The following is a 19,807-nucleotide window of genomic DNA, read 5'->3' on the forward strand; positions in this document are numbered from 1 at the left end:
GAGTGGGGTGGACGGTGAGGCGCCCGTGATGTGGGGCGTGGGAGGCAAGGGCCGCCCGGGTGTGGACCACGTCGTCGTGGGGGTCGATGATCACCGTGACCGGTGGCGGGTTCGGGCAGTCCAGCATCAGGCCGCCCGGCGGTGGCTCAGCTTGCTGTAGGCCCAGCGCAGCAGTTCCTCATCCACGCAGGCCCGTCCGGTCTCTTTCATCCCCACGGTGAGGTGGTGGGTGATCTTCGCCCAGGCCCGGAAGTTCCCGTGGGCCGCTTCCCGGTCGCACAAGGCGACCAATTCAGGGTCCGCGTCCATCCAAGCAGGGTGGAAGGCCGGGACGACGGCCAAGACCTCGTCCAGCGGCATGCGGTCGATCTCCTGCCACGTGTAGACGCGGGACTCCAGCATCGGCTCGCTCTGCAGCATCTCGAAGCAGCCGTTCCCGCCGGTGAAGATGATGGTGAGGTCGGAGTCGGAGTCGTCCCACAGGTAGCGCAGGTACTCGAAGCAGAGTTTCGACAGCCACTGAGCTTCGTCGCAGACCAGGACATGCGGTTCTTGAAGGGCGCCGCGCAGCGTACGGTCGAACTCGATCGGCTGCGCCGGCGGTCGGCCCTGCAGGCCGAGGGCATGGAACAGTTCGTGCCTCAGGTCGCGGGTGGAGGGCCGGGCCCGGAACTGGATCCGGCGTGTGAGCTTCGGTGCGAGCTCGCGCAGGCAGGCGTTGACCGCGAAGGACTTGCCGTTGCCTGCCTGGCCGTAGATGCAGATCATCGCCTTGGCCTCGATCGCGGCCCGGATGTTCTCCCGGGCGGCGAGCAGGGCGCGGGTGGAGACGACCTGCGCGCCTGGCAGGCGCATGTAGTGGTCTTCCCGTTCCGCGGGCAGGCGACCTCTGCGGGGCGAGGTGGGCATGCTGGTCACTCCTTGCTGCCTGGTGCGGGCCTGGCGCCGGGGGGTTCTTCCGGCGGGGCGATGTCGGCTGGGTCTGTCACCGCCGGCGCGGTGGTGTCAGGGCGGGGACGGGGCCGGGCCCAGCCCGGCGGAGGATCGCGGGGTGGGATCAGGTCCGGCAGTGCGCGGGCCGCGAGGTCCACCGCCCGGGCGCGGCTGATCTCCTCCTAGGCCTGCTGCTCGGTGACCGACCGCCGCGGATGGGGCGCGGCAGGGGTGGTCGTTGCGGTGTAACGGGTCCGGCTCAGCTTCTCCGCTGCTTTGAGATCCGCTTTGAGAGCGCGGGCCTTGCTCTCACGGACCTTGGACAGCGCGCGGCGCTGCGCCGGTGTCGCGGCCTCGGCAAGGTAGGCGCTGCCCAGGTGCCGGACAGGCCCGTCGGCGGTGAAGACCTCGATCGTTGCGTCGAAATGCGGCAGATAGCGCAGCCGTACCCTGGTGCCGACATGACCGGCCATCCAGTCCGCGATGTAGGCGCGGCGCCGCCACGCGACCCCGTTCGTGGTGATCCTCCGGATACGGCCGTCGTCCTCCATCGCGAAGAACGCCAACTGCTCCTCAGGTACGTCCTCGATCGGTGTTGGATCCGCCTCCCACGCCTCGCTCGGGGTCATCCCGTCCGGGACACCGGACGGGCGGTGCTCGGTGTTCCACCAGGCCACCCAGTCCAGCAGGACCCTGACGAAGTCCGGGTAGGACAGCAGTTCCTCCACTGGATCCGGCCGCTGTGCCTGCGCAAGACGGGCGCGCCGCGTGTAGCCCGGCAGGGAGACCAGCAGCATCTGTTCCACCGCGCTGTTCAGGGCCTCCACAGTGCCCTTCCGGTAGGGCTTGTAGGCCGGCAGGTCGTGAACGGGGACCGCGAAGCCGCCCAGCGCCCTCGCAACCGCCCCCGAAAGGAAGTCCTTGCCCCGGTCCACCCGAACCCGGCCTGGTAGGCCACCGAACGGCCCGTACGGGGCGGCCCGGCTGATCCCCGAACGCAGCGCGGCCAGGACGGCGTCCCGGGCCGGCTGGTGCGGTGTAACCGCTACCCCCACGATCACCTTGGACGCCACATCGATGAACCACGTCACCCACGGACACACCGCGGCCCCGTCCAGGGCGACACGGACCGGGATACGTTTGTGATCACCCTCCCAGCAGGCGTTGCGGTGCGTGGGCGGCCGTTTGCCGTAGACGTCGTAACGACGACGTGCTGCTTCGCCGCCCTTCAGCCCGGCCCGCTCCCCCGCCGACAAGTCCCGGCGTACCGCGCGTTGCAGGGTCCGAAGAGAAGGCACCGCGCCCGGGTCACCAGCCGCGGCCGCTTCCGCGAGCAGCTCGCGGTGGACCGCTGAAACGTTCCCACCCCACATCGCCAGACGGACACGCACATCTGGCGTCACACCGGCCCGTGACGGAGTCCGTGCGGACAGCCGCCCCTCGCGCCGGGCCGCCGCCACCCAGTTCCAGACTGTGCGTAGTGACACACCAAGAGACCCAGCGACTGCCCGCGCGTGCTCGGTGGCCAACTCGCCCCGGGAATCAAGGGCCATCAAGCGCGCCACCGCGCCCTCACGCCCGCCAGCGGGCCAGCGCTGCGGCATGTCCTCGCCACCAGGAACCCGATCGGACACTCCTCACCCCCGGCTGCACCTTGTGCAGGTGGTGACTGTCCGCCGTGGCCTCATCCATCCCGACACGCCGATCAGGCACACGAACGGATGAAGCAGGCCCCGAGCCCTCATGGGGCACCGGGGCGCGGTTATGGGCGATTCCGATTACGTGCGAGGCGTCGGCTCGATGAGCAGTGCGTCCATGGGCTTGGTCCGATGGGGACGCAGCACTTCCAGCCAGGTCACTCCGCTGTCCAGGAGACGCCCCATAGATCCGAAGCCGTTCCATCCCAGATCGACGAAGCAGCGTTCAGCCGGCTGGTCCCGGCCGAACAGCCGCTGGCCGTGCAACGTCACCTCGCTGAGGTCAACGCCTCGCTGCTCTAATGCGGCCAGGGCGCACGTCGCCGCGCGGCGCAACGGGCTCGTCTCCACCCAGCGCCTCCGTACATGCCAGGCGGCTTCAGAGTCCTCGATGTCTCCGTCCAACAGCCTCAGCGGCGTGATGCTGATCCTGCCCTTCGCGTGCCGGCCGAACAGCTCGATCCGCGCTGGCCGCGGCACCATGCTCTCCAGCCCCTCGAACTCTGTGAGCATGTGGTCCCTGGGCGCCGGCCCGGCTGCCGGGTCCGCTGTCAAGGAGGCAAGGCGCTCGCGAGCCAGGGAGAACGGCTCACCCTTCCGCCAGAGCAAGAACAGTTCGAAGCCCTCGTCCAGCAGACTGCTGCGACCACGGAACTGGAAGGAGATCCCCCGGGTCCGACCCCGCAGGGCCTGCCTCATCCCCACATACGAGTCACGCCCGTTGATCGATGCATCCAGCGACTCGCCCAGCCAGCGCTTGTCCGTGCCGTGCTCGATGACGACGTCGACATCGTTGGGCTCCAACGCCCCACGCGCGTACGACCCGAAGACGTACACCTCGTCAACCAGGCCCAGCGGCCAACCACCAACCTCAAGCCGCGTGATCATGTCCGCCAGCAGCCGCGTCGCCCGCTCGCGCTTCACCCGGTCACGCCCTCGGCATACGCGGCACGGAACTCCTGTGCCACCACGAAAACAGAACCCGGGACCGCACGCGGCTTCCCGTCCTCAAACGTCCGTCCGATCAACTCCGCCGCGGCCCTCCCCCGCTGCAGCTCATACTCCTCAACCGCGGCGGCGAACTCTGCAGGCACCTCCCGCCGGTCCACCACACCCGCCACAGCAACCTGCGGGAAGGAACCACCAAACGTCTGCAGCTTCACCCACCCCAGGGACCGGCCAGCCTTACGCATCGCCGAGCGAATCAGAGCAACCCCGCCAAGCTCCTCCGCCTCATCAACACCGAGCCGGAGCTCATACGACCCTCCGAACCCGCCACCGCCCCGCGGACACGACCGACGCAACAACGGCACCAGGACACCGACAAGACGCTCATGACGCGGATCACCCGCAAACGACGGCATCCACCGAGCGTAGCCAGACACGACACGGCCCCACCCAGCGTTTCGCCACACCCACCCACAGGAGCGACAAGCCCCCCACCCACCGAACGACACCAGCCTTCACCGGCAAAACGACACCCTGGCACCGGCATCACCCCAGCCCAACACCAGTGAAAACCTATGACGCACACCCAATGCACACCACACGACGCCCATCAGCGGGGTGGGCGTCGCCGTCCTGGACGACGTGGACGCGGCCCAGGAGCGGGCTGCTCTGGGGGGTGGGGTCGACTATCGGGGCGAGCTGCTGCCACATGCCGGCGCTGACCCGGGCGAGGATGATGGTAAAGAACTGCTCGCGGGCGCCGGCGATGAGGCGACCGCTGACGGTGGCGGGTCCGTCGTAGATGACGTGGATGCGGGCCTCGCGCCCCGCGTACAGGACGGCCTCGAGGGCGGCGGGGGCCGGCGAGCGCTGCGGGTCGTCCTTCTGCCGGAAGGTGTCCCAGTAGCGGGTGAGGTGCCGCAGGGTGGCGTCGGCTCGGTCGATCACGACCATCAGCCGCGGCACACCGTCGAGGTCGCCATCGAGGGCGATGCGGCGCTCGAGCTCGGAGCCGAGGCCGACCAGGGCGTCGTGGATGCCGGCGACGTTGCCGCGGTGCGTGACCGTGGGCAGGTCCTTCGCCCACAGGTGGGCGATGCGGGTGTGGTCGAGGACCAGGGCGTGGACGCCCTGGTGGAGGAACTGGGCGGTGAGGGTGCGCAGGATGGTCGTGCTGCCGCCGCCGGTGCCGCTGCAGACCAGGACGTGCGCGGCGGCGTCGATGTCGACGGCGATGGCCCGTCCAGTCGGTGCTGAGGCCGATCAGCGCCGCCGAGTCGGGCAGCGCCTCCAGCTGCTCGCGCAGGCCGGGGTCGGTGAGGCGCAGCAGCTTGGGGAGCGCGGTCGTGGTCGTCATGGTGCGGTGTTCCTTCTCTGTGCTGTTCCTGGTGAACCGGGTGTTCACCAGTGCTGGGGGGACCGTGTCGGCCGGACCGGACAGGTCGCGGTTCACGGGCTGCTGGGCGGCCCGGGGCGGTTACGAGTTGGTGCGTGATAGCGGGTGAGGTGTCGTACCGGGTGGATGGCATGATCCCGCTGTGGCGATCATGGTCAATCGGGTGGTGCTGGCGCATCGACTGTTCACGGGGCTCTCTCAGCATCACCTTGCGTGCCTGGTCGACGAGTTGGCGGAGCCGTGGCAGGCCGGGGTCGAGGGTCGTCGCCATGTTGCGCGAGGCGGGGTCCGCAAGCGGGCCGAAGGTGCCGGCGCCCGCCATCAGCTGGTGTTCGTCGATCGGCTGGTGGCCACCCTGATCCATCTGCGGCACGACCTGCCGCACTCGGTGCTGGGGTTGCTGTTCGGTGTCGACCGTTCCACCATCACCCGGGCGATCGGGGAGGTGCGCACGCTCCTGGCGGAACGGGGGTGCGCGGTTCCCGGCCGTCCCGGACTGCGGCTTCGGACGCTGAGGGATGTCTTTGCCTATGCCCAGGCCGAAGGCGTCGAGCTGCGTTTGGACGCCACCGAGATCCAGGTTCGTCGTCCGCCGGCTGGACGTGGTGGCCGGCGAGCGTTCGTCTCGGGCAAGAAGAAACAGAACACCATGAAGGCCACCGTCATCGCTGACGATCAAGGCCGCACGTTATGGACCGATGCCCTGCGACCTGGGCGTATGCACGACGCCACGGCTGCCCGCAACGAAGGCATCACCGTCTGCTTCCAGCACTTCCCCGACGTCGAGGTCCTCCTGGACGACGGCTATCTCGGCCTGAGCCGCGACCACCACGGGCAAGCCATCACACCGCCGAGAAAGCCCCGGCCGGGAGCACTGCCCGGCAGAGTCGAACAATGGGAACGCGACCGCCACGGCCACTCGTCCGACCGCATCACGGTCGAACACGCCCTCGCTGATCACAAACGCTGGAAGCAACTGACCCGCTGGACCCACCGTCGCGACCGCCTGCCCGACACCTACCGCGCCATCGCCGGCCTCGTCTCCGACCGCACGGCCAACATCTGAATACGGCCGTGAGCAGAGCAAACACACCTCACCCGCTATCACGCACCAACTCGTAAGGAGCCGCCAAGCAGCCCCACCTCGGCCGTCACCCCTTCCGGGCGCGGCCCACTCGGCAGGGCGAGGGCGAGCAGCACAAGGGGCGCGGCGGCGAGAGCAAGTACCCAGGGCGCCCGGTGACCAGTGCGGCGGCCAGTGCGACGACGGCCAACATGCCCAGCCGCAGGGCGCGTTCACCGGCGCGACGCTGGAGCGGGCCGTCGCCGGCGGCCTGCCCCCGGGGGCAGCCACCGCGCTCACCGCTCTGTTCCGCGAGGCCCGCTACTCCACGCACCCGATGGACGGAAACCACCGCGACCGGGCCGCGGCCGCGCTCGCCGAGATCGCCGACGGCCTGCGCCGTCTCAGCAGACGTGCCAACACCTTCCGCCATTACGACGAAGACGACGTCCGCCGAGGCCAAGGCTGCCTGCGATGCCCGTATGAAGGCGGCGCGCAACGCCGGGGGCGCCCGCCCACGGCCTTAAGACAGCTGTCGGCGAACCGTGCTCCTCAAGCCGGGAAAGACGGTTTGGAGTCCTCGACCACCTGTCACCTGCAGTTCAACGCCCCTTCGCCCGCTTCCTGACTCTGTCGATCAACTTGGAGTCGAAGTACGCGAACCGATCGCGGTCGGTGTCCACCGCGTCAAGGATCATCCGAGCCATCGACGCACGGCCGGTCGCATACTCCTGATAGAGCGTCCAGATCCCTTCGCGCGCCGCGATCTGGCAGTCGGTCTCGAGTTCCGGAGCACCCGCCTCGACCTCGCTCCAGTGAGACTCTCCTCCGACGCAGGAAATGAGCTCATCGAGTAGACGGATGTGCACCGCCTCCGATGTCTCCTCGCCAAGCGCCGCCACGATCATCGATGTCACCGGCACCGCCACTTCAAAAAGGAGCGACTGAATGTAGACGTGACCTTCCAGGGATGCGTCTGCCAACTCCTGCGGGGTACTGGCCATGAGCAGACTCGCGAAGGTCTCAGGGATATGCGCGCCCGTATTGCCGCATCCACAGCGCAACGAAGCCCAGTCCACACGCTGAGCCTGGATCAACGACGGCCTGACGGTCATGCCTGCACCTCTCGTGCTTTCTGCTCGCTGCTCAGGAACACCGTACAGACGCGTCATCTGTTGTCCCACTCACCAGGGTGCATGTACCAAGCGCCCGGCTCGACGTCCTCTGGAGTCAGGTAGGTCTGACAGATCCGGCAGATAGGCATCTCATCCCAGATCTCCTCTCCTCGGTCCCAGAAGAGGGCCCGCGTGAGCATCACGGGATTCGCATCACCGCCAAGGGCGTTGATGACGTTACCCTCTGCGCAGTATCCGCAGCCGGACGAAGCGACGGCTATCTCGCCGGTTTCGGCGTTGTAGCCCGCGGTCCAGGTCTTTTTGGCGAGTGCGGCGCTGGCCACTACGCCGTCTCCGTCCGGGAAGAGTGTGCGTTGTGCAACCCGGTCGCGCATGTTCCGGGCTCCTGCGAGTCCGTGCTCGATGTGTGTTCCACGCGGTAGGCGGCTCTTGTGGACGACCGCCGCGGACGAGGCCTTCGACCCGGGTTCGCCCTTGCGGACGGGCGCGCGAGAGTCCCGTGCCGTCAGCTTCGTCCCCGAGGCCCCCGTCTGCGGAGCACTCGGCTTGGCCGCCCCGGCCTCCGCCTCTTCCGCTCGCGCCTGTGCGTTTGCCCGCTTCAGTGCGGTCAGATCCGCGGCGTCCGAGGCCGCCTCGTCGACAGCCTTGGCGCCCGCGCCTGCTACCGCGGCCGCATCGCCTTCGGCCATGCCCTCGGCCGCGCCCGCGACGTCCCTCACCGCACCGCGTTCCGCCACCCCGGCGGCTCCGCCTTCGAGGCCGCCACCCGAAACGACTGCGCCGGCGCTCTCGCAGGATGCGTCATGTTCCGGGCCGCTTCCGCTGAGCCAGAACTCGCAGTTGGCCAGGTCGAAGACCGTCCGGACGATGCTGAAGGCGATGTCGTTGACGAGATTGTGTGGCCCGGGCGGGTAAGGCCCGGGAGTCGGGGGCGCTCCCGGCGAGGGGGAAGGAGTGGGTGAACCTCCGGTATTGCCGCTGGACGTGTTGGTGCTGGTGTTGCCGGAGCCTCCAGAGTCTCCGGAGCTCACGTCCCCAGGACCGCACTTGGACCAGCCACCACTGCACTGTGTGCCGTCAGGGTTGACCCTGATGGTGCCCGTCGGGTCGCTGCCCGTCGCCGGATTGTCCCCGGCGTATGTATACCCGCCCATCTGGTTCGGGTCGCCCGCCTCGAACAGCGGGTCCGCTGTCAGGAACCTCCCCAGCACCGGGTCGTAGTTCCGCGCCCCCAGCAGGTCGAGGCCGGTCACCGAGTCCGTCGGCTTACCCAGGAATCCATGGTTCTCGTCCGCCGACACCCAGGTCGACGGCTTCGCACCCCGCGGGTTCCCGTACGGGTCGTAGTACCGGCGCGTGACGGCGAGATCGTCCGCGGCGACCGAAGTCGTCGCCGTTCCCTGAGAGGTGGAGACCTGGTACGTCACCTCCCCTGAGCTCGACCGCGTCACTCGCGTCCCGTCCGGGCCCGAGTAGTACCGCAGCGCCGTGCACGTCTTCGCCGCGACATCCAGCGTCACCTGCTCGGCCCCGCCGAAGAGATACAGGATCCGCGTCTTATCCGTGCCGCCGACCGCTGCCGTCTGCTCGAGCAGGTTGCCGTCCGCGTCGTACAGGTACTTGCTCGTACGACTCGTCGTGCCGGACGGCGTCGAAACCGTCGCCGTCCGGCCTTCCGCGTCGTACGTGAATGTCTGCGTCTGGCCGGCCGGCAGCGCGCCCGCCGTGATCGTCGACCACGTCTGGCCCTTGGCGCCGCAGGTGGCCAGTGTCAGTTGGGTGCCCTTGGTGACGCTGGCGCTAGGGTCGGTGAGGCACAGGGTGCTCTTGTCCGCGTTGACCAGCGTTCCGGTCGACGTGACGCGCCACTTCTGGGTGGCGTCGGAGGAGCAGGTGTCGGCCACCAGACCCGTGCCGGACGCGGTCGCGTTGCCCGCGGTGTCCAGGCAGAAGCCGCCCGCCTTCACCGTGCCGTCGGTACCGATCGCCCATTTCTGGGCCGTGGCGGACGAACTGCATGCGTTGACCTCGACCTTGGCGCCGGAGCCCGTCTCCTCGACACACAGTTTGCCGCCGCCGGAGAGGGTGAAGCCGGTGGCCAAAGGCCCCGTCGTCTTCGTGGCGCGGCTGACCGTGTTGCCCGCGTTCTTGCCAGCGGTGTCCGTGTAGGACGGGGTCTGCGTCGCCGTACCTGTGCCGGGGTTGCTGGTCGTAGTCGCACCGGCCTGATCGGGGTGAGCGACAGCAGTGGTCGCGTCCGCACCCGGGTACGAGGTTGCCTGGGTCGTGTCGGCTGCCGCGTTGCCGGTCGGGTCGTGGTCGACCATGCCCGTGCGGTCGCCGAGCAGGTCGTAGGTGTACGTCTGCCAGTACGGCGCCGGGCCGCCGACCGTCTTCGTCTTCACAGGTGCCGCGCTGGTCTGCACGGACGCCGTGGTGCAGCCACCGACCGCGCCCACCGGCGCGGTGCCGGTGTCGGTGATGCCGGCGGTGTCCGTCCAGGCGGCGGTCAGCCGCTGGAAGGAGTCGTAGGCGAAGCACTGGGTGTCGTGGGTGGTGTTGTTCTGGAGGTCGTCGGTCGCGGTGAGCTCGCCCGCTGGGTTGTAGCGGTAGTTGGCGACATCCATGGCCGTGGTCGACGTCTGCGCCATGCTGCTGGTCTGCGTGGTGCGGCCGGTCGTCGCGTCGTACTGCGCGAAGGTCGCCAACTCCTTGCCGACGGGCCCGTAGTTGGCCTGCAGCACCCGGCCGAAGGGGTCGTGGACCGTGCCGTCGAGGTACGAGGGTGTGTTGGCGGCGTTGATGTAGCCGCCGAAGCCGTCCAGCGCACCTTGCAGCGTGTAGCCGAAGCCGATGCGCTCCGAGGGAAGGCCGCCGTCTGCCTGGTATTGGGTCGTCGCCAGCAGGCCGGTGTTCGGCGTGTAGGTCGACGACAGCGTGTACGTGACGGTGCCGCTGTCCTTGCCTGCCGTGCCTGGGAAACCGTCGGCGGCGGGGATCGTCAGCGTCGAGCCCAGCGGCTGGTACGCCGTGTTGTAGCCGGTGACTGCCTCGGTGTACGCGCTGCCGGTGGCCCCGCCCACATAGCGCGTCGAGGAGGTCGGGTAGCCCTTGGCCAGGGTGTCGTACACCCGCGAGACCTGCTGTTTGGCTGGGTCGGGAGTGGCGGACCAGGGGGCCGCGTACTCCGCGGTGATGCGGTTGTTCCAGTCATAGGTGTACGACAGGGCCTGACCGCGCGGGTCGGTGGTCTGCAGGAGGTTGCCGAGGACGTCGTACTTGTCGAAGGTGGTGGTGCCCGTGTTGGGATCGGTCTGAGAGGTCTTTTCGCCGAGCAGGTCGTACTTGTACGACCAGGAGTTGCCGGCACTGTCGCTCACCGAGTCGAGCTGTCCGGCGGGTGTGTATGTGTAGCGGGTGGTGGCGTCGGCGGCCGGGACCGCGCCCGCCGTGCCTTGCTTCCAGGGCGTGGTGCTGCCGTCGCTCGCGACGACGGCGAGCGTGGAGTCGTTGCGGATCTGCAGGGTGGCGCCCGTGGTCGCCGTCAGGCCGGTGCTCCACTTGGACGTGCCGGTGGAGGTGTACACGGTGAGGTTGCCGTCGGTGCCGAACTGGGCGTAGGCGCCCGTGTTCCCGCTCGTGCCGCTGGACCACAGGGTCTTGCCGCTGGCGATCGCGGTGAGCACCAGGTTTCCGTCGGCCTGCATGGTCAGGCGCACGCTGGCTGAGGTCAGCGAGGTGCCGGACGGGATGATGCTGCCGCTCTTGAGGGTGATGGTGGCGCCGGTGTTCTTCACCAGCGACTTCACGGTCTGGCCGAGGGCGTTCGTGAAGCTCGCGGTGGACGAGCCGCCGGCCGGCGGGGTCGTGTCGGTCTCGTCGGCGCCCGGGTAGGCGGTGCTGGTGCTCCACTGCTTGACGGCCTGGTGCCACAGGGTGCTCGTGGTGGCGCGGCCCTGGCCGTCGTACGTGGTCGTTGTCTCGGCGGGGATCTCGTTCTCGTTGGCGGCGTAGAGGGTGGTCGATGGAGCGTGGTCCGGCTCCGAGTACGCGGCGTACGAGGCGCTCGGCCAGCCGTGGGAGTCGTAGAACGTGTCGGAGATGAGCCGGCCGGAGTCGGAGTCGCCCTCGGCGGTGGTCTGGGCCTGGCGGGGCTGGAGCATCCCGTCGTAGATGCTGACCGTCGTCGAGTATGTGCCGTCCTCGCGCAACGTGCGCGTGGTGACGGAGGACGGGTTGCCGGGATGGGTGATCGTGCCGCCCGGGGCCGGGACCGCACCAGGATTCACGGAGTACGCGAACGTCATGTTTGCGCTCTGCGTCCCCTTGTCGCGGCCGGGCAGCCAGACGGCGGTGCGGCGGCCGAGTGCGTCGTAGGTGATGTCAGTGACGCGGCCGTTGACGTCGACGTTCTCCAGCGGCAGGCCGCGCAGCGGGTCGAGGGTGGAGGTGACCTTCCACGTCTGATGCTCGATGGAGGTGATCTTCGTGGGGTTGGTGTTGTTGCCCGAACCGGTCCACGCGGGCGTGTAGTCGGTGTGCGTGGCGTTGCCCGCGGCGTCGAGGGCGTCGGTGACGCGGCCTGCGGTGTCGTAGGAAATACCGCTGGTGGTGCGCCAGTTCTCGGTGCCGTCGGCGGCGAAGCCGGTGGCGATCTGGGTGCCGGTGATGCGCGGGCGGGTGACGCTGCCGTATGTGCCGAGGTCGGTGACGGAGCCGTCACCGTCGTAGTAGATCTTCTTGTCGGAGAGCAGGGTGTCGGTGCCGGGCTTGGTGCCGCAGGGGCCGGAGACCGTGGTGATGCGGTCTGGGTAGGCGAGCAGCATGGTGTTGCCGGCCGAGGAGGGTGCGGTGGCGTAGTCGGTCGTGGCGCACTTCTCCTGCGCTGCCACGGAAACGTCTCCGTGTGCGTCCACCGACTGCACGCGGCCCTGGTCGTCGTAGGCGGTGTCGTTGCGGGTGTGCCGCCAACTGCCGTCTGTCAGCAGGGAGTAGCCGTGCGTCTGGGTCGACTTGATCCGGCGGGCGGTGAGGTCGGGCAGGGTTGCCTTGTCCGGCTTCGTCTCGCCGGGGTGGTCGTCCTGGGTCCAGGCCGTCCACGAGGTGCGGTCCGTGTGCGTGGTGGTGGTGAAGTCGAACGGGCCGTTGACCGTGGAGGCGTTCACCGTGCCACCGGAGGCGGTGTACGTGTCCGACTGTAGTGCCGTGCCCGCGAGCTGGTCTGCGTCGGTGACCGTCTCGACGGTCTTGCCGCCGACGGTGGCGTCCAGGCTGACCGAGCGGCGGCTGCCGTCGGCTTTGTAGTCGCCGTCCATGCCCTGGAGGTAGGTGGTCGTCTGCTGGGTGACCGGCTCGGGCGCCTTGCCGGTGCGCACGGTGACGTGGCGGAAACCGCGGAACTGGTCCCAGGTGCGGTACTGGTCGTCGGTCAGGTCGGAGTCGTCGCGATGCCAGGCCGCGCCCGTGTAGGCGTAGCTGAAGACATGTGCTTCGGAGCCGGCCGGGATCTTGGAGGCGTCGGGGTTGTACTGCGCAGCGACCGTGAGGTCGGCGACGGTGACGCTGTGAACCGTCGTCTTGTTGAACCAGTCGGCGATCGGCTTGGTGGCGCCGGGTACCGTCCAGTACACGGGATAGCAGGAGTTGGTGTTGGCGTCGGCCGACTTGATGTTGAGCGACTTGCCCGCGCACGGAGCCTGGTTGTATTCGACGGTGATCGACTCACCGGTCTCCGTCTGTACGTTGGAGATGCGCGGCCGGTACAGCGGCGGCGCGGAAGGTGAGTCCTCGTCCACCCGGTTGTCGATCTCGGTGCCGGTGAAGGAGACCTGGTTGAGGGCTATGTCGTCGCTGCCACCCGCGTAGGTGTCCTTGCCGGTGTGGCGGATGGACTGGAGCCACATCACGGCCTGGAGCGAACCGGCGTCCTTGGGGTCGACGGTGGTGCCGGTGACCGGGTCGACCGTTCCGCCCGCGTCGGAGTACACCTGCCCGAGGGCGTAGGAGTCGACCGGGACCAGCTTGTCGGTGTCACCGTCCTTGACATGCACCTTGGTCGTGATGGTGTCCAGCCGGGTGGTGGACCAGAACGTCGGTGCCGAGGTGACGCAAACGTCCGTGGGCACCTTTGTGGCGTCGTCCGGCAGCTTGGTCTTGTCGGTCGAGTCACAGTGCAGGTCCCAGGGCACGTCCGGCCAGTGCGGTGCCGTGTTGTCGTCGAGGTTCCCGGCCGAGCAGTCGGTGAACGAGGACGTCGTCTGGCAGCGCTGCTTGGACGCGAAGGCCACCTGTGCGGACGGGGTACGTCCGGCCTGCTCGTCGTCGAGGGTGTAGCCGTACGAGATCGAGGTGAGCGTGCCGCCGCGGGTGTACGAGGTGAGGGTGCCCGTGTCGTCCTTGTCGTCGGTCACGGCCGCCGAACCGCCGCCGAGGTTGTAGTAGCCAGTCTCGCTCGCGTAGTCGAAGCGCTGTACGAAGCCACTCGGTGAGACGACGAAGTCCAGGTTCCAGCGCCAGCCCTCGGGCTTGTCACAGCGGGACTTCTTGCCGTCGGCGTCGCTGTGGCACGGGTCGGAGGAGCGCGGGTGCAGCACCGGAAGGCCCCAGGCTGCGTGCGTGGAGTCGTCGCCGGAGTCGGACGAGGCCGCTCCCTTGGTGCCGGGGCCGGTTGGTGAGTGGTCGGCGCCGAAGTAGGCGGCGGTGCCGTCGGTGGTCAGCACCCGGAAGTAGGTGCCGTCGTGCAGGCCGTTGGCGGCTCCGGACAGCTCCTGTACGACGGTGCCGTCGTCGCCCTGGAGCCGGTACTCCCGGATCTCGCCCGGCGCTTTGGAGGACGCGGTCGGGACCAGTAGTCCGGAGTGCGAGCCGAAGGACACGGTCGCGTTGGCGCCGCCCCAGCACTGGTCGCCCGAGCCCTTGACGATCTTCTTGCCGTCGGAGTCGAGGAGCGAGCCGCAGGAGCGGTACTGCCGCTGCACGAAGCCCGGCTGGTAGCTCCAGCCGTCACCGATCCATGAGGCCTGCGAGTTGCGGGCCGATGTCTCGCCGTCCACGGACTGGGAGTCGTACGACAGCGCCACCGAGGGGCCGGTGTCCCCGACGCCCGCCGGCATGTGGATGGGGTACGAGTACGTGTAGGCGCCTGTGCCTGTGGCCTGCCAAGTCCCCTCCGGGGTCAGCGAGGTGGCGGCGTAGTCGCCCTGCGAGCCCCGGCTCCCGGAAGTGACGGCGATCGCGGAGTCCGCGGTGGCCGTGGCAGTGAGCTGGTTGGCAGTGGCGCGGTTGACGGTCTTCAAGGGTGTGCGCGTACGGCAGTCGGCACGCTCGGGCGTCGTCAGAGCGCAGGCGGGGAGGCGGGTGAGGGTGAGACGGGACCCGTAGCCGCCGCCATAGGCCTTGGCGACGGAGGAGTAGTCGATGACCACGCTGACCTTGGCGGCTGGGGACTTGGCACCGCCCAGCCCGATCAGGAGGCCAGTGTCGGCTCCGGCCTGTAACGCCTTGGTGTGGGTGGCGAGTTGGACTCGGATCTGCTGCGGTTTTGCTCTGCCGGACGACGCCACCCACACCGGCAGAGCGCCCGCCCTGGCCGGTTTGCCCTTGAGGGAGACCGTATGGGCACCGGCGTGTGGCCAGGCGGGTTTCGCCGCCGTGTAGCGGTGCAGCGGTCGGTAGCCGTGGGGGCGCAGGGTCTTCGGGCGGCTCAGGTCGTGATCGCCCACTGCGGGGGTCTCCGGCAGCGGCTTGGGCCTCCAGATCTCGCCGTGGAAGACGTATGGCCCGACACCCGTCTGCGCGACGGCACCGGTCACCAGCAGCGTCATCGCCGCAACCAGGGCGGAGACGAGCGTCAGCATTCTTCGCACAGCCACGTGAGAAGTACCCCCGTATGACACGGACTTGACGGCCCGTTGACTGAAAGGTCACGTGGTCGGCGTGATCCAGTAGGGGAGGTTAAGAACGGCATTGACTGGACTTCAAGACTCTTTGCCAAGGCCATGACAATCTTGTGATCGCCTTTGGCATTTCCTGTGTACGTTTTGTGTTCGGGGGAGCGAACATCACCGCCACATGCCGTCGCCAACGACCTGACCCGTCGTGCGGTGAGGCGCTCACGGGCGCGGATGGTCGCAGATCTCGCGTCTGCCCTGTCCGTTGCGCGAAGGAGTTGTCCGTGCTGCCGTCATCCATCACCCGCAGACCGGCGCTGTTATCCGCGCTCGCCGCGCTGCTGCTGACCGCACTCACCGTGCCGGCCGGCGCGGTCGCGGCCGACGAACCCGCCGACGTCGCAGACCCGTTGCTCGCCGCCCAGGCGAAGGCTGTCGCCGACGGTATCTCCGTACCGGTCGACGCTCTGACCAGCGGAACCGACACCGTGACCGCCGAGGCGGACGGTTCCTTCACAACGACCTCGTCGGTGCTGCCGGTGCGGGTGCGGCAAGGCGGCGACTGGGTGCCGGTGGACGCCACGCTCGTCGTCGGCGCGGACGGCGCCTACTCCCCCAGGGCGACGCCCAGCGGGGTACGCCTGTCCGGCGGCGGCAGTGGCCCGCTGGCCACGCTCACCGACCCGGCCGGGCACCGCATGAGCCTGACCATGCCGTTCGCGCTGCCCGCACCGCAGGTCAGCGGCGACACGGCGCTGTACGCGTCCGTGCTGCCCGGCGTCGACCTGTCGGTGACGGTGACCGACCAGGGCGGGTTCAGCGACGTGCTGATCATCCATGACGCGAAGGCCGCGGCCGATCCACGAGTCCGCAGGCTTGCGGTGGCCACCGACACCGACGGGCTGGGCCTGGCGGCCACTACGGCCGGCGGTATGACGGCGACCGCGCCCGACGGCTCGGTGTCGTACACAAGCCCGCCGCCGTTGATGTGGGACTCCAGTACGACGGGCACCACAGACAGGGGGGCGGCCATCAAACCGGCGTCCTTCACCCGAGGGGCCGACAGCGACCCGGCACCCGCCAGTGAATCCTCCTCCGCGGCCGGCCCCGGCCCCGGCGCCCAGGTCGGCCAGGTGCCGATGACGACCACCCCCGACGCCCTCACCCTGGCCCCGGACACCTCCGTGCTCGACGGCCCGGACACGCACTACCCCGTCTACATCGACCCCTTCGAAAACCCAGTGACCAGCAAGTCCGGCGCCTTCGACGAGGTGTACTCCAGCCCGGCCTGCTCCGACGCACCGCAGTACAACAAGCCCCAGACCAACGGCGAGGGCGTCGGCTACCAGCAGTGGGGCGGCGCCTGCGGGATCGGCCTGGAGAGGTCGTACTACGCGGTCAACACGGCCGGGCTCGACCCGTCCATGACCGTCATCAAGGCCGAGGTGAAGGTCAGCACCACCTATGCTGCCAGCGTCGACTGCTCCCACGACCAGCCGATCACCCTGCACACCACCGGCACCATCAACGAGAACACGGACTGGAAGCACCAGCCCGATACCCTCGATGACAACGGCTACCCGGCGGTGAAGACCACCGTCCCGAGCGGGGCCAACGGCAACAGCAACTGCTCCAACAGCACCGCCTCCTTCCGCGTCGACGACCAGATCCAGAAGATCGCCGACGGCAACAAGGGCACTTGGACCATCGGCCTGTTCGGCAACGAGTCGAAATCCAGCTCCAACCTCGACTACCTGCGTATGTCGCAGGTCCTCACGCTGACCACGAACTTCGACATCCCGCCGGCCGTCCCCACCAAGCTGCACACCACGCCCAAGCCGCTCGGCGCGGACGGCGACTGCGTGAGTGGCAGCACGGCGATCGGCTGGATCGGAGCGACGACCTACAGCAACGCGGGCAGCAATATCCAACTGCACGCCACCGTCACCACCCACATCTCCGGCGAGCACGCCGAGGCGCACTATCACGTCTGGGACCGCACCGACCTTGATGCCGACGGCAACGCGGCGGACAAGGGCACCCCGGACAGCGGCATGGTGGCCTCCGGTCAGGACGCCGACGCGCCGATCGGCTTCACGCTCAAGGACGGCCACGAGTACGTCTGGGACGTCTACGCCCAGGACAACTCCTCCATCAAACTGAAGTCCGCGGTCACCAACCACTGCTGGTTCGGCACCGACTTCACCCCGCCACAGACCCCGACGGTCGCCGACAACCCGCACTTCCCGCCGGTCGGCAGCGGCACTGGTGACACCTACGCCGGCAGCGGCGTCACCGCGAACTTCCTTGTCTCCGCTGCCGACAACACCCCGGCCGACACCTGCGACCCGGCGGGCTGCAAGTCCAGCGGTATCGACCATTTCCTCTGGCAGCTCGACAGCCAGCCCACCGCCACCACGGGGCGCACCACCAAAGTGACGTCCACCAGCGGCGCCACCGCCTCCGGCACCGTCACGATCCCCGTCACCGACTGGGGCGTGCACACCCTCTACGTCGCCGCGGTCGACCGAGCCGGCAACCTCTCGCAGAATCCGGACAGCTACACCTTCACCGCACCCTGGAACCCGAAAACCAAGATTGCTCCCGGTGACGTGACCGGCGACGGCAGCCCCGACCTGCTCGCCACCACCAGCACCGGCGACCTGGAACTCGTCCCCGGCGACCGCGACCCCGCCCAGGCCCCCCTACCGGCGCAGGACGGCCCGGTCGACGGCACCCCGCCCGCGATCACCGGCCCCGTCATCGTCTCGACCGCGAAGGGCGCGCCCACTGGAACCTGGAAGGACTACCTGATCGCCCACCGCGGCAACCTGCATGGCGACACCCACGACGACCTGTTCGCGTACAACACCAAGACCCAGCAGCTGTACGTGGTGAAGAACGACCTCGACCCGAAGGACGACGGCGCCTTCCCGCACACGCCCTACTCAACGTTCCCCGGCTTCGTCGGCCGCCGATACGACGTCGTCACCAAGGACACCTGCGAGGCCACCGACACCGTCCCCGCCGCCCGCTGCGCCGACGCCGGCTACGACCCTGCGAAGCCCTGGAGCATCTCCCAGCTGGTCGCCGACGGAGACGTGTACGGCAACGCCGACCACCCCGCCGTGCTCACGGTGGAGAACAACAAGCTCTGGCTGTACCAGTCGTACAGCGTCAACCACCTGGGCCACCCGCTACTGCTGGGCGACGGCGACTGGTCAGGCCTGACCCTGATCGCTCCCGGCCGAGTCGGCGGCACCTTCTCGGTCGACGACGACGGAAACGGCAAGGTAACCGGCGGCACACCCACGCTGTGGGCCCGCGACGACTCCTCGGGCACCGTCTACACCTTCCCGATCGACGTCGACAGCGGCACCCAACTGCCCAAGCTCCTGCACGCTCCGGTCCGCACCGCGCTCATCTCCGCGGTGAAGACGTCCTCCGGCGGCACGATCTGCCTGGACGACGCGAACGCCCACACCACCGACCACACCAAGATCCAGATCTACACCTGCAACGGCAGCGCGGCCCAGCAGTGGGTCCTGCACGACGACGGCTCCCTGCGCGTGCTGGGCAAGTGCCTCGATGCCACCGACGGCGACACGGACAACGGCACCCTGCTCCAGCTCTACAAGTGCAATGGCACCGGCTCCCAGAAGTGGACGACAGGCACCTCCGGCAGCCTGGTCAACCCACAGTCCGGGAAGTGCCTCGACGACCCGGGCGCCAGCACGACGAACGGCACCCAGGTCCGCCTCTACACCTGCAACAACTCAGCCGCCCAAAAGTGGACGAGCAGCGCCACCGCGGACTGGAGCGCGCACCCCGCCACTGCCCTGTCCGTGGTGCTGCGCAAACACGACTACCCGACGGTCGCCTCGCCGGGCGATGTCAACAGCACCACAAGCGGCCCAGACGGCAAACCCGATCTGTACGCCACTGACACCGCCGGCCAGCTGATGGAGTATCCGGGCGCCGCTCCCACCGGTACGACCGCCACCTTCGCCGCCCCCGTGTCCCTTGGCACCGTCGCCGACACCGCCGCACACCGCTGGAATCTGGACGACGCCAGCGGCGCCACGGCGGCCGACTCCACCGGCAACGCCCCTGCCACCCTGGCCGGCGGAGCCTCCTGGACCACCGACACCGACCGCGGCCCGGCCCTGAACCTGAACGGCAGCAGCGCCTACGCTGCCACGACGGGCCCCGGCGTCGATACCAGCGGTAGCTTCACCGTCTCGGCCTGGGTGTGGCTCAGCTCCCTGTCGGGCGCCAACTCAACCTTCGTGTCCCAATCGGACACCCCGTCCGTCGGCACGGCCAACGGCCTCCAGCTCTACTACTCCTCCAAAGCCCAGGTCTGGGCCTTCGGCCGCCACAACGACGACACCACCAGCACCGCCTTCACCGCTGCCTACGGCGCCAAGGCCGTGGCGGGCAAGTGGACCCACCTCGTCGGGGTCTACGACGCCGACGCCGACCAACTGCTCCTCTACGTGAACGGTCACCTGTCCGCCACCAAGGCCTACACCGGTACGACCTGGAACGCGTCCGGCCCCGTGCAATTCGGCCGCCGCCTCTCTCAGGGTACGTACGGCGAATACGCCAACGGACGCCTCAGCGACGTCCGCCTGTACGCCACACCCCTACCCCCCGCAGACGCGGCAGCGCCCGGCGGCACCATCACCCTCACCCAGCTCGGCTGAGAGAACTACCAGGTAGAGACCGTTTCCTTTGGTGTT

At 68.7% G+C, this 19,807-nt stretch carries 11 protein-coding genes; 4 read left to right on the forward strand and 7 right to left on the reverse strand.

The annotated features are described in order from the left end of the window. Positions 1-126 precede the first annotated feature (126 nt). From GT045_RS34930 to GT045_RS34950, 5 genes are all read right to left on the reverse strand, one after another. Positions 127-909 carry an ATP-binding protein gene (locus GT045_RS34930; RefSeq protein WP_161336671.1) on the reverse strand — a complete coding sequence of 261 codons (783 nt, stop codon included), beginning with the start codon at positions 907-909 and terminating at the stop codon, positions 127-129. 206 nt (positions 910-1,115) lie between these two features. Further along, entirely contained in the window at positions 1,116-2,231 is a 1,116-nt protein-coding gene (locus tag GT045_RS40810; protein ID WP_345942850.1) for a transposase family protein, read from the reverse strand. A gap of 480 nt (positions 2,232-2,711) precedes the next feature. Then, entirely contained in the window at positions 2,712-3,554 is an 843-nt protein-coding gene (locus GT045_RS34940) for a nucleotidyltransferase domain-containing protein (protein ID WP_161336672.1), read from the reverse strand. Continuing rightward, complete coding sequence (locus tag GT045_RS34945) at positions 3,551-3,994, reverse strand: hypothetical protein (RefSeq protein ID WP_161336673.1); 444 nt, start codon at positions 3,992-3,994, stop codon at positions 3,551-3,553. Before GT045_RS34945 ends, GT045_RS34940 begins: the two co-directional genes overlap by 4 nt. A gap of 157 nt (positions 3,995-4,151) precedes the next feature. Continuing rightward, positions 4,152-4,526, reverse strand: a complete 375-nt coding sequence (locus GT045_RS34950) for a hypothetical protein (protein WP_161336674.1) — start codon at positions 4,524-4,526, stop codon at positions 4,152-4,154. Here GT045_RS34950 and GT045_RS34955 point away from each other — a divergent pair. The 3 genes from GT045_RS34955 (at position 4,494) to GT045_RS40815 (ending at position 6,665) form a co-directional block, all read left to right on the forward strand. Then, complete coding sequence (locus GT045_RS34955; protein ID WP_161293377.1) at positions 4,494-4,835, forward strand: hypothetical protein; 342 nt, start codon at positions 4,494-4,496, stop codon at positions 4,833-4,835. The two genes, GT045_RS34950 and GT045_RS34955, sit on opposite strands and share 33 nt — an antisense overlap. A 290-nt stretch (positions 4,836-5,125) precedes the next feature. After that, positions 5,126-6,040 (forward strand): transposase family protein, encoded by a 915-nt coding sequence (locus tag GT045_RS34960; RefSeq protein ID WP_202529317.1) that lies wholly within the window; start codon positions 5,126-5,128, stop codon positions 6,038-6,040. A gap of 244 nt (positions 6,041-6,284) precedes the next feature. Then, entirely contained in the window at positions 6,285-6,665 is a 381-nt protein-coding gene (locus tag GT045_RS40815) for a DUF4129 domain-containing protein (RefSeq protein WP_345942855.1), read from the forward strand. Here GT045_RS40815 and GT045_RS34965 read toward each other — a convergent pair. Beyond that, positions 6,640-7,152 (reverse strand): hypothetical protein, encoded by a 513-nt coding sequence (locus GT045_RS34965; protein ID WP_161296475.1) that lies wholly within the window; start codon positions 7,150-7,152, stop codon positions 6,640-6,642. The genes GT045_RS40815 and GT045_RS34965 overlap by 26 nt on opposite strands. A 53-nt stretch (positions 7,153-7,205) precedes the next feature. Further along, positions 7,206-15,044, reverse strand: a complete 7,839-nt coding sequence (locus GT045_RS40820) for a ricin-type beta-trefoil lectin domain protein (RefSeq protein WP_161336675.1) — start codon at positions 15,042-15,044, stop codon at positions 7,206-7,208. A gap of 302 nt (positions 15,045-15,346) precedes the next feature. On the opposite strand from GT045_RS40820, the gene GT045_RS34975 reads away from it, so the two are divergent. Next, positions 15,347-19,771 (forward strand): LamG domain-containing protein, encoded by a 4,425-nt coding sequence (locus tag GT045_RS34975; protein ID WP_161336676.1) that lies wholly within the window; start codon positions 15,347-15,349, stop codon positions 19,769-19,771. The last annotated feature ends 36 nt before the right edge of the window (positions 19,772-19,807 follow it).

Source organism: Streptomyces sp. SID486, assembly GCF_009865385.1.
Taxonomy (GTDB): Bacteria; Actinomycetota; Actinomycetes; order Streptomycetales; family Streptomycetaceae; genus Streptomyces.

Coding starts and splice junctions, on each gene's coding strand:
- GT045_RS34945 (WP_161336673.1), bottom strand. CDS start 3,994: ATGCCGTCGTTTGCGGGTGATCCGCGTCATGAGCGTCTTGTCGGTGTC.
- GT045_RS34960 (WP_202529317.1), top strand. CDS start 5,126: ATGGTCAATCGGGTGGTGCTGGCGCATCGACTGTTCACGGGGCTCTCT.
- GT045_RS34930 (WP_161336671.1), bottom strand. CDS start 909: ATGCCCACCTCGCCCCGCAGAGGTCGCCTGCCCGCGGAACGGGAAGAC.
- GT045_RS34965 (WP_161296475.1), bottom strand. CDS start 7,152: ATGACCGTCAGGCCGTCGTTGATCCAGGCTCAGCGTGTGGACTGGGCT.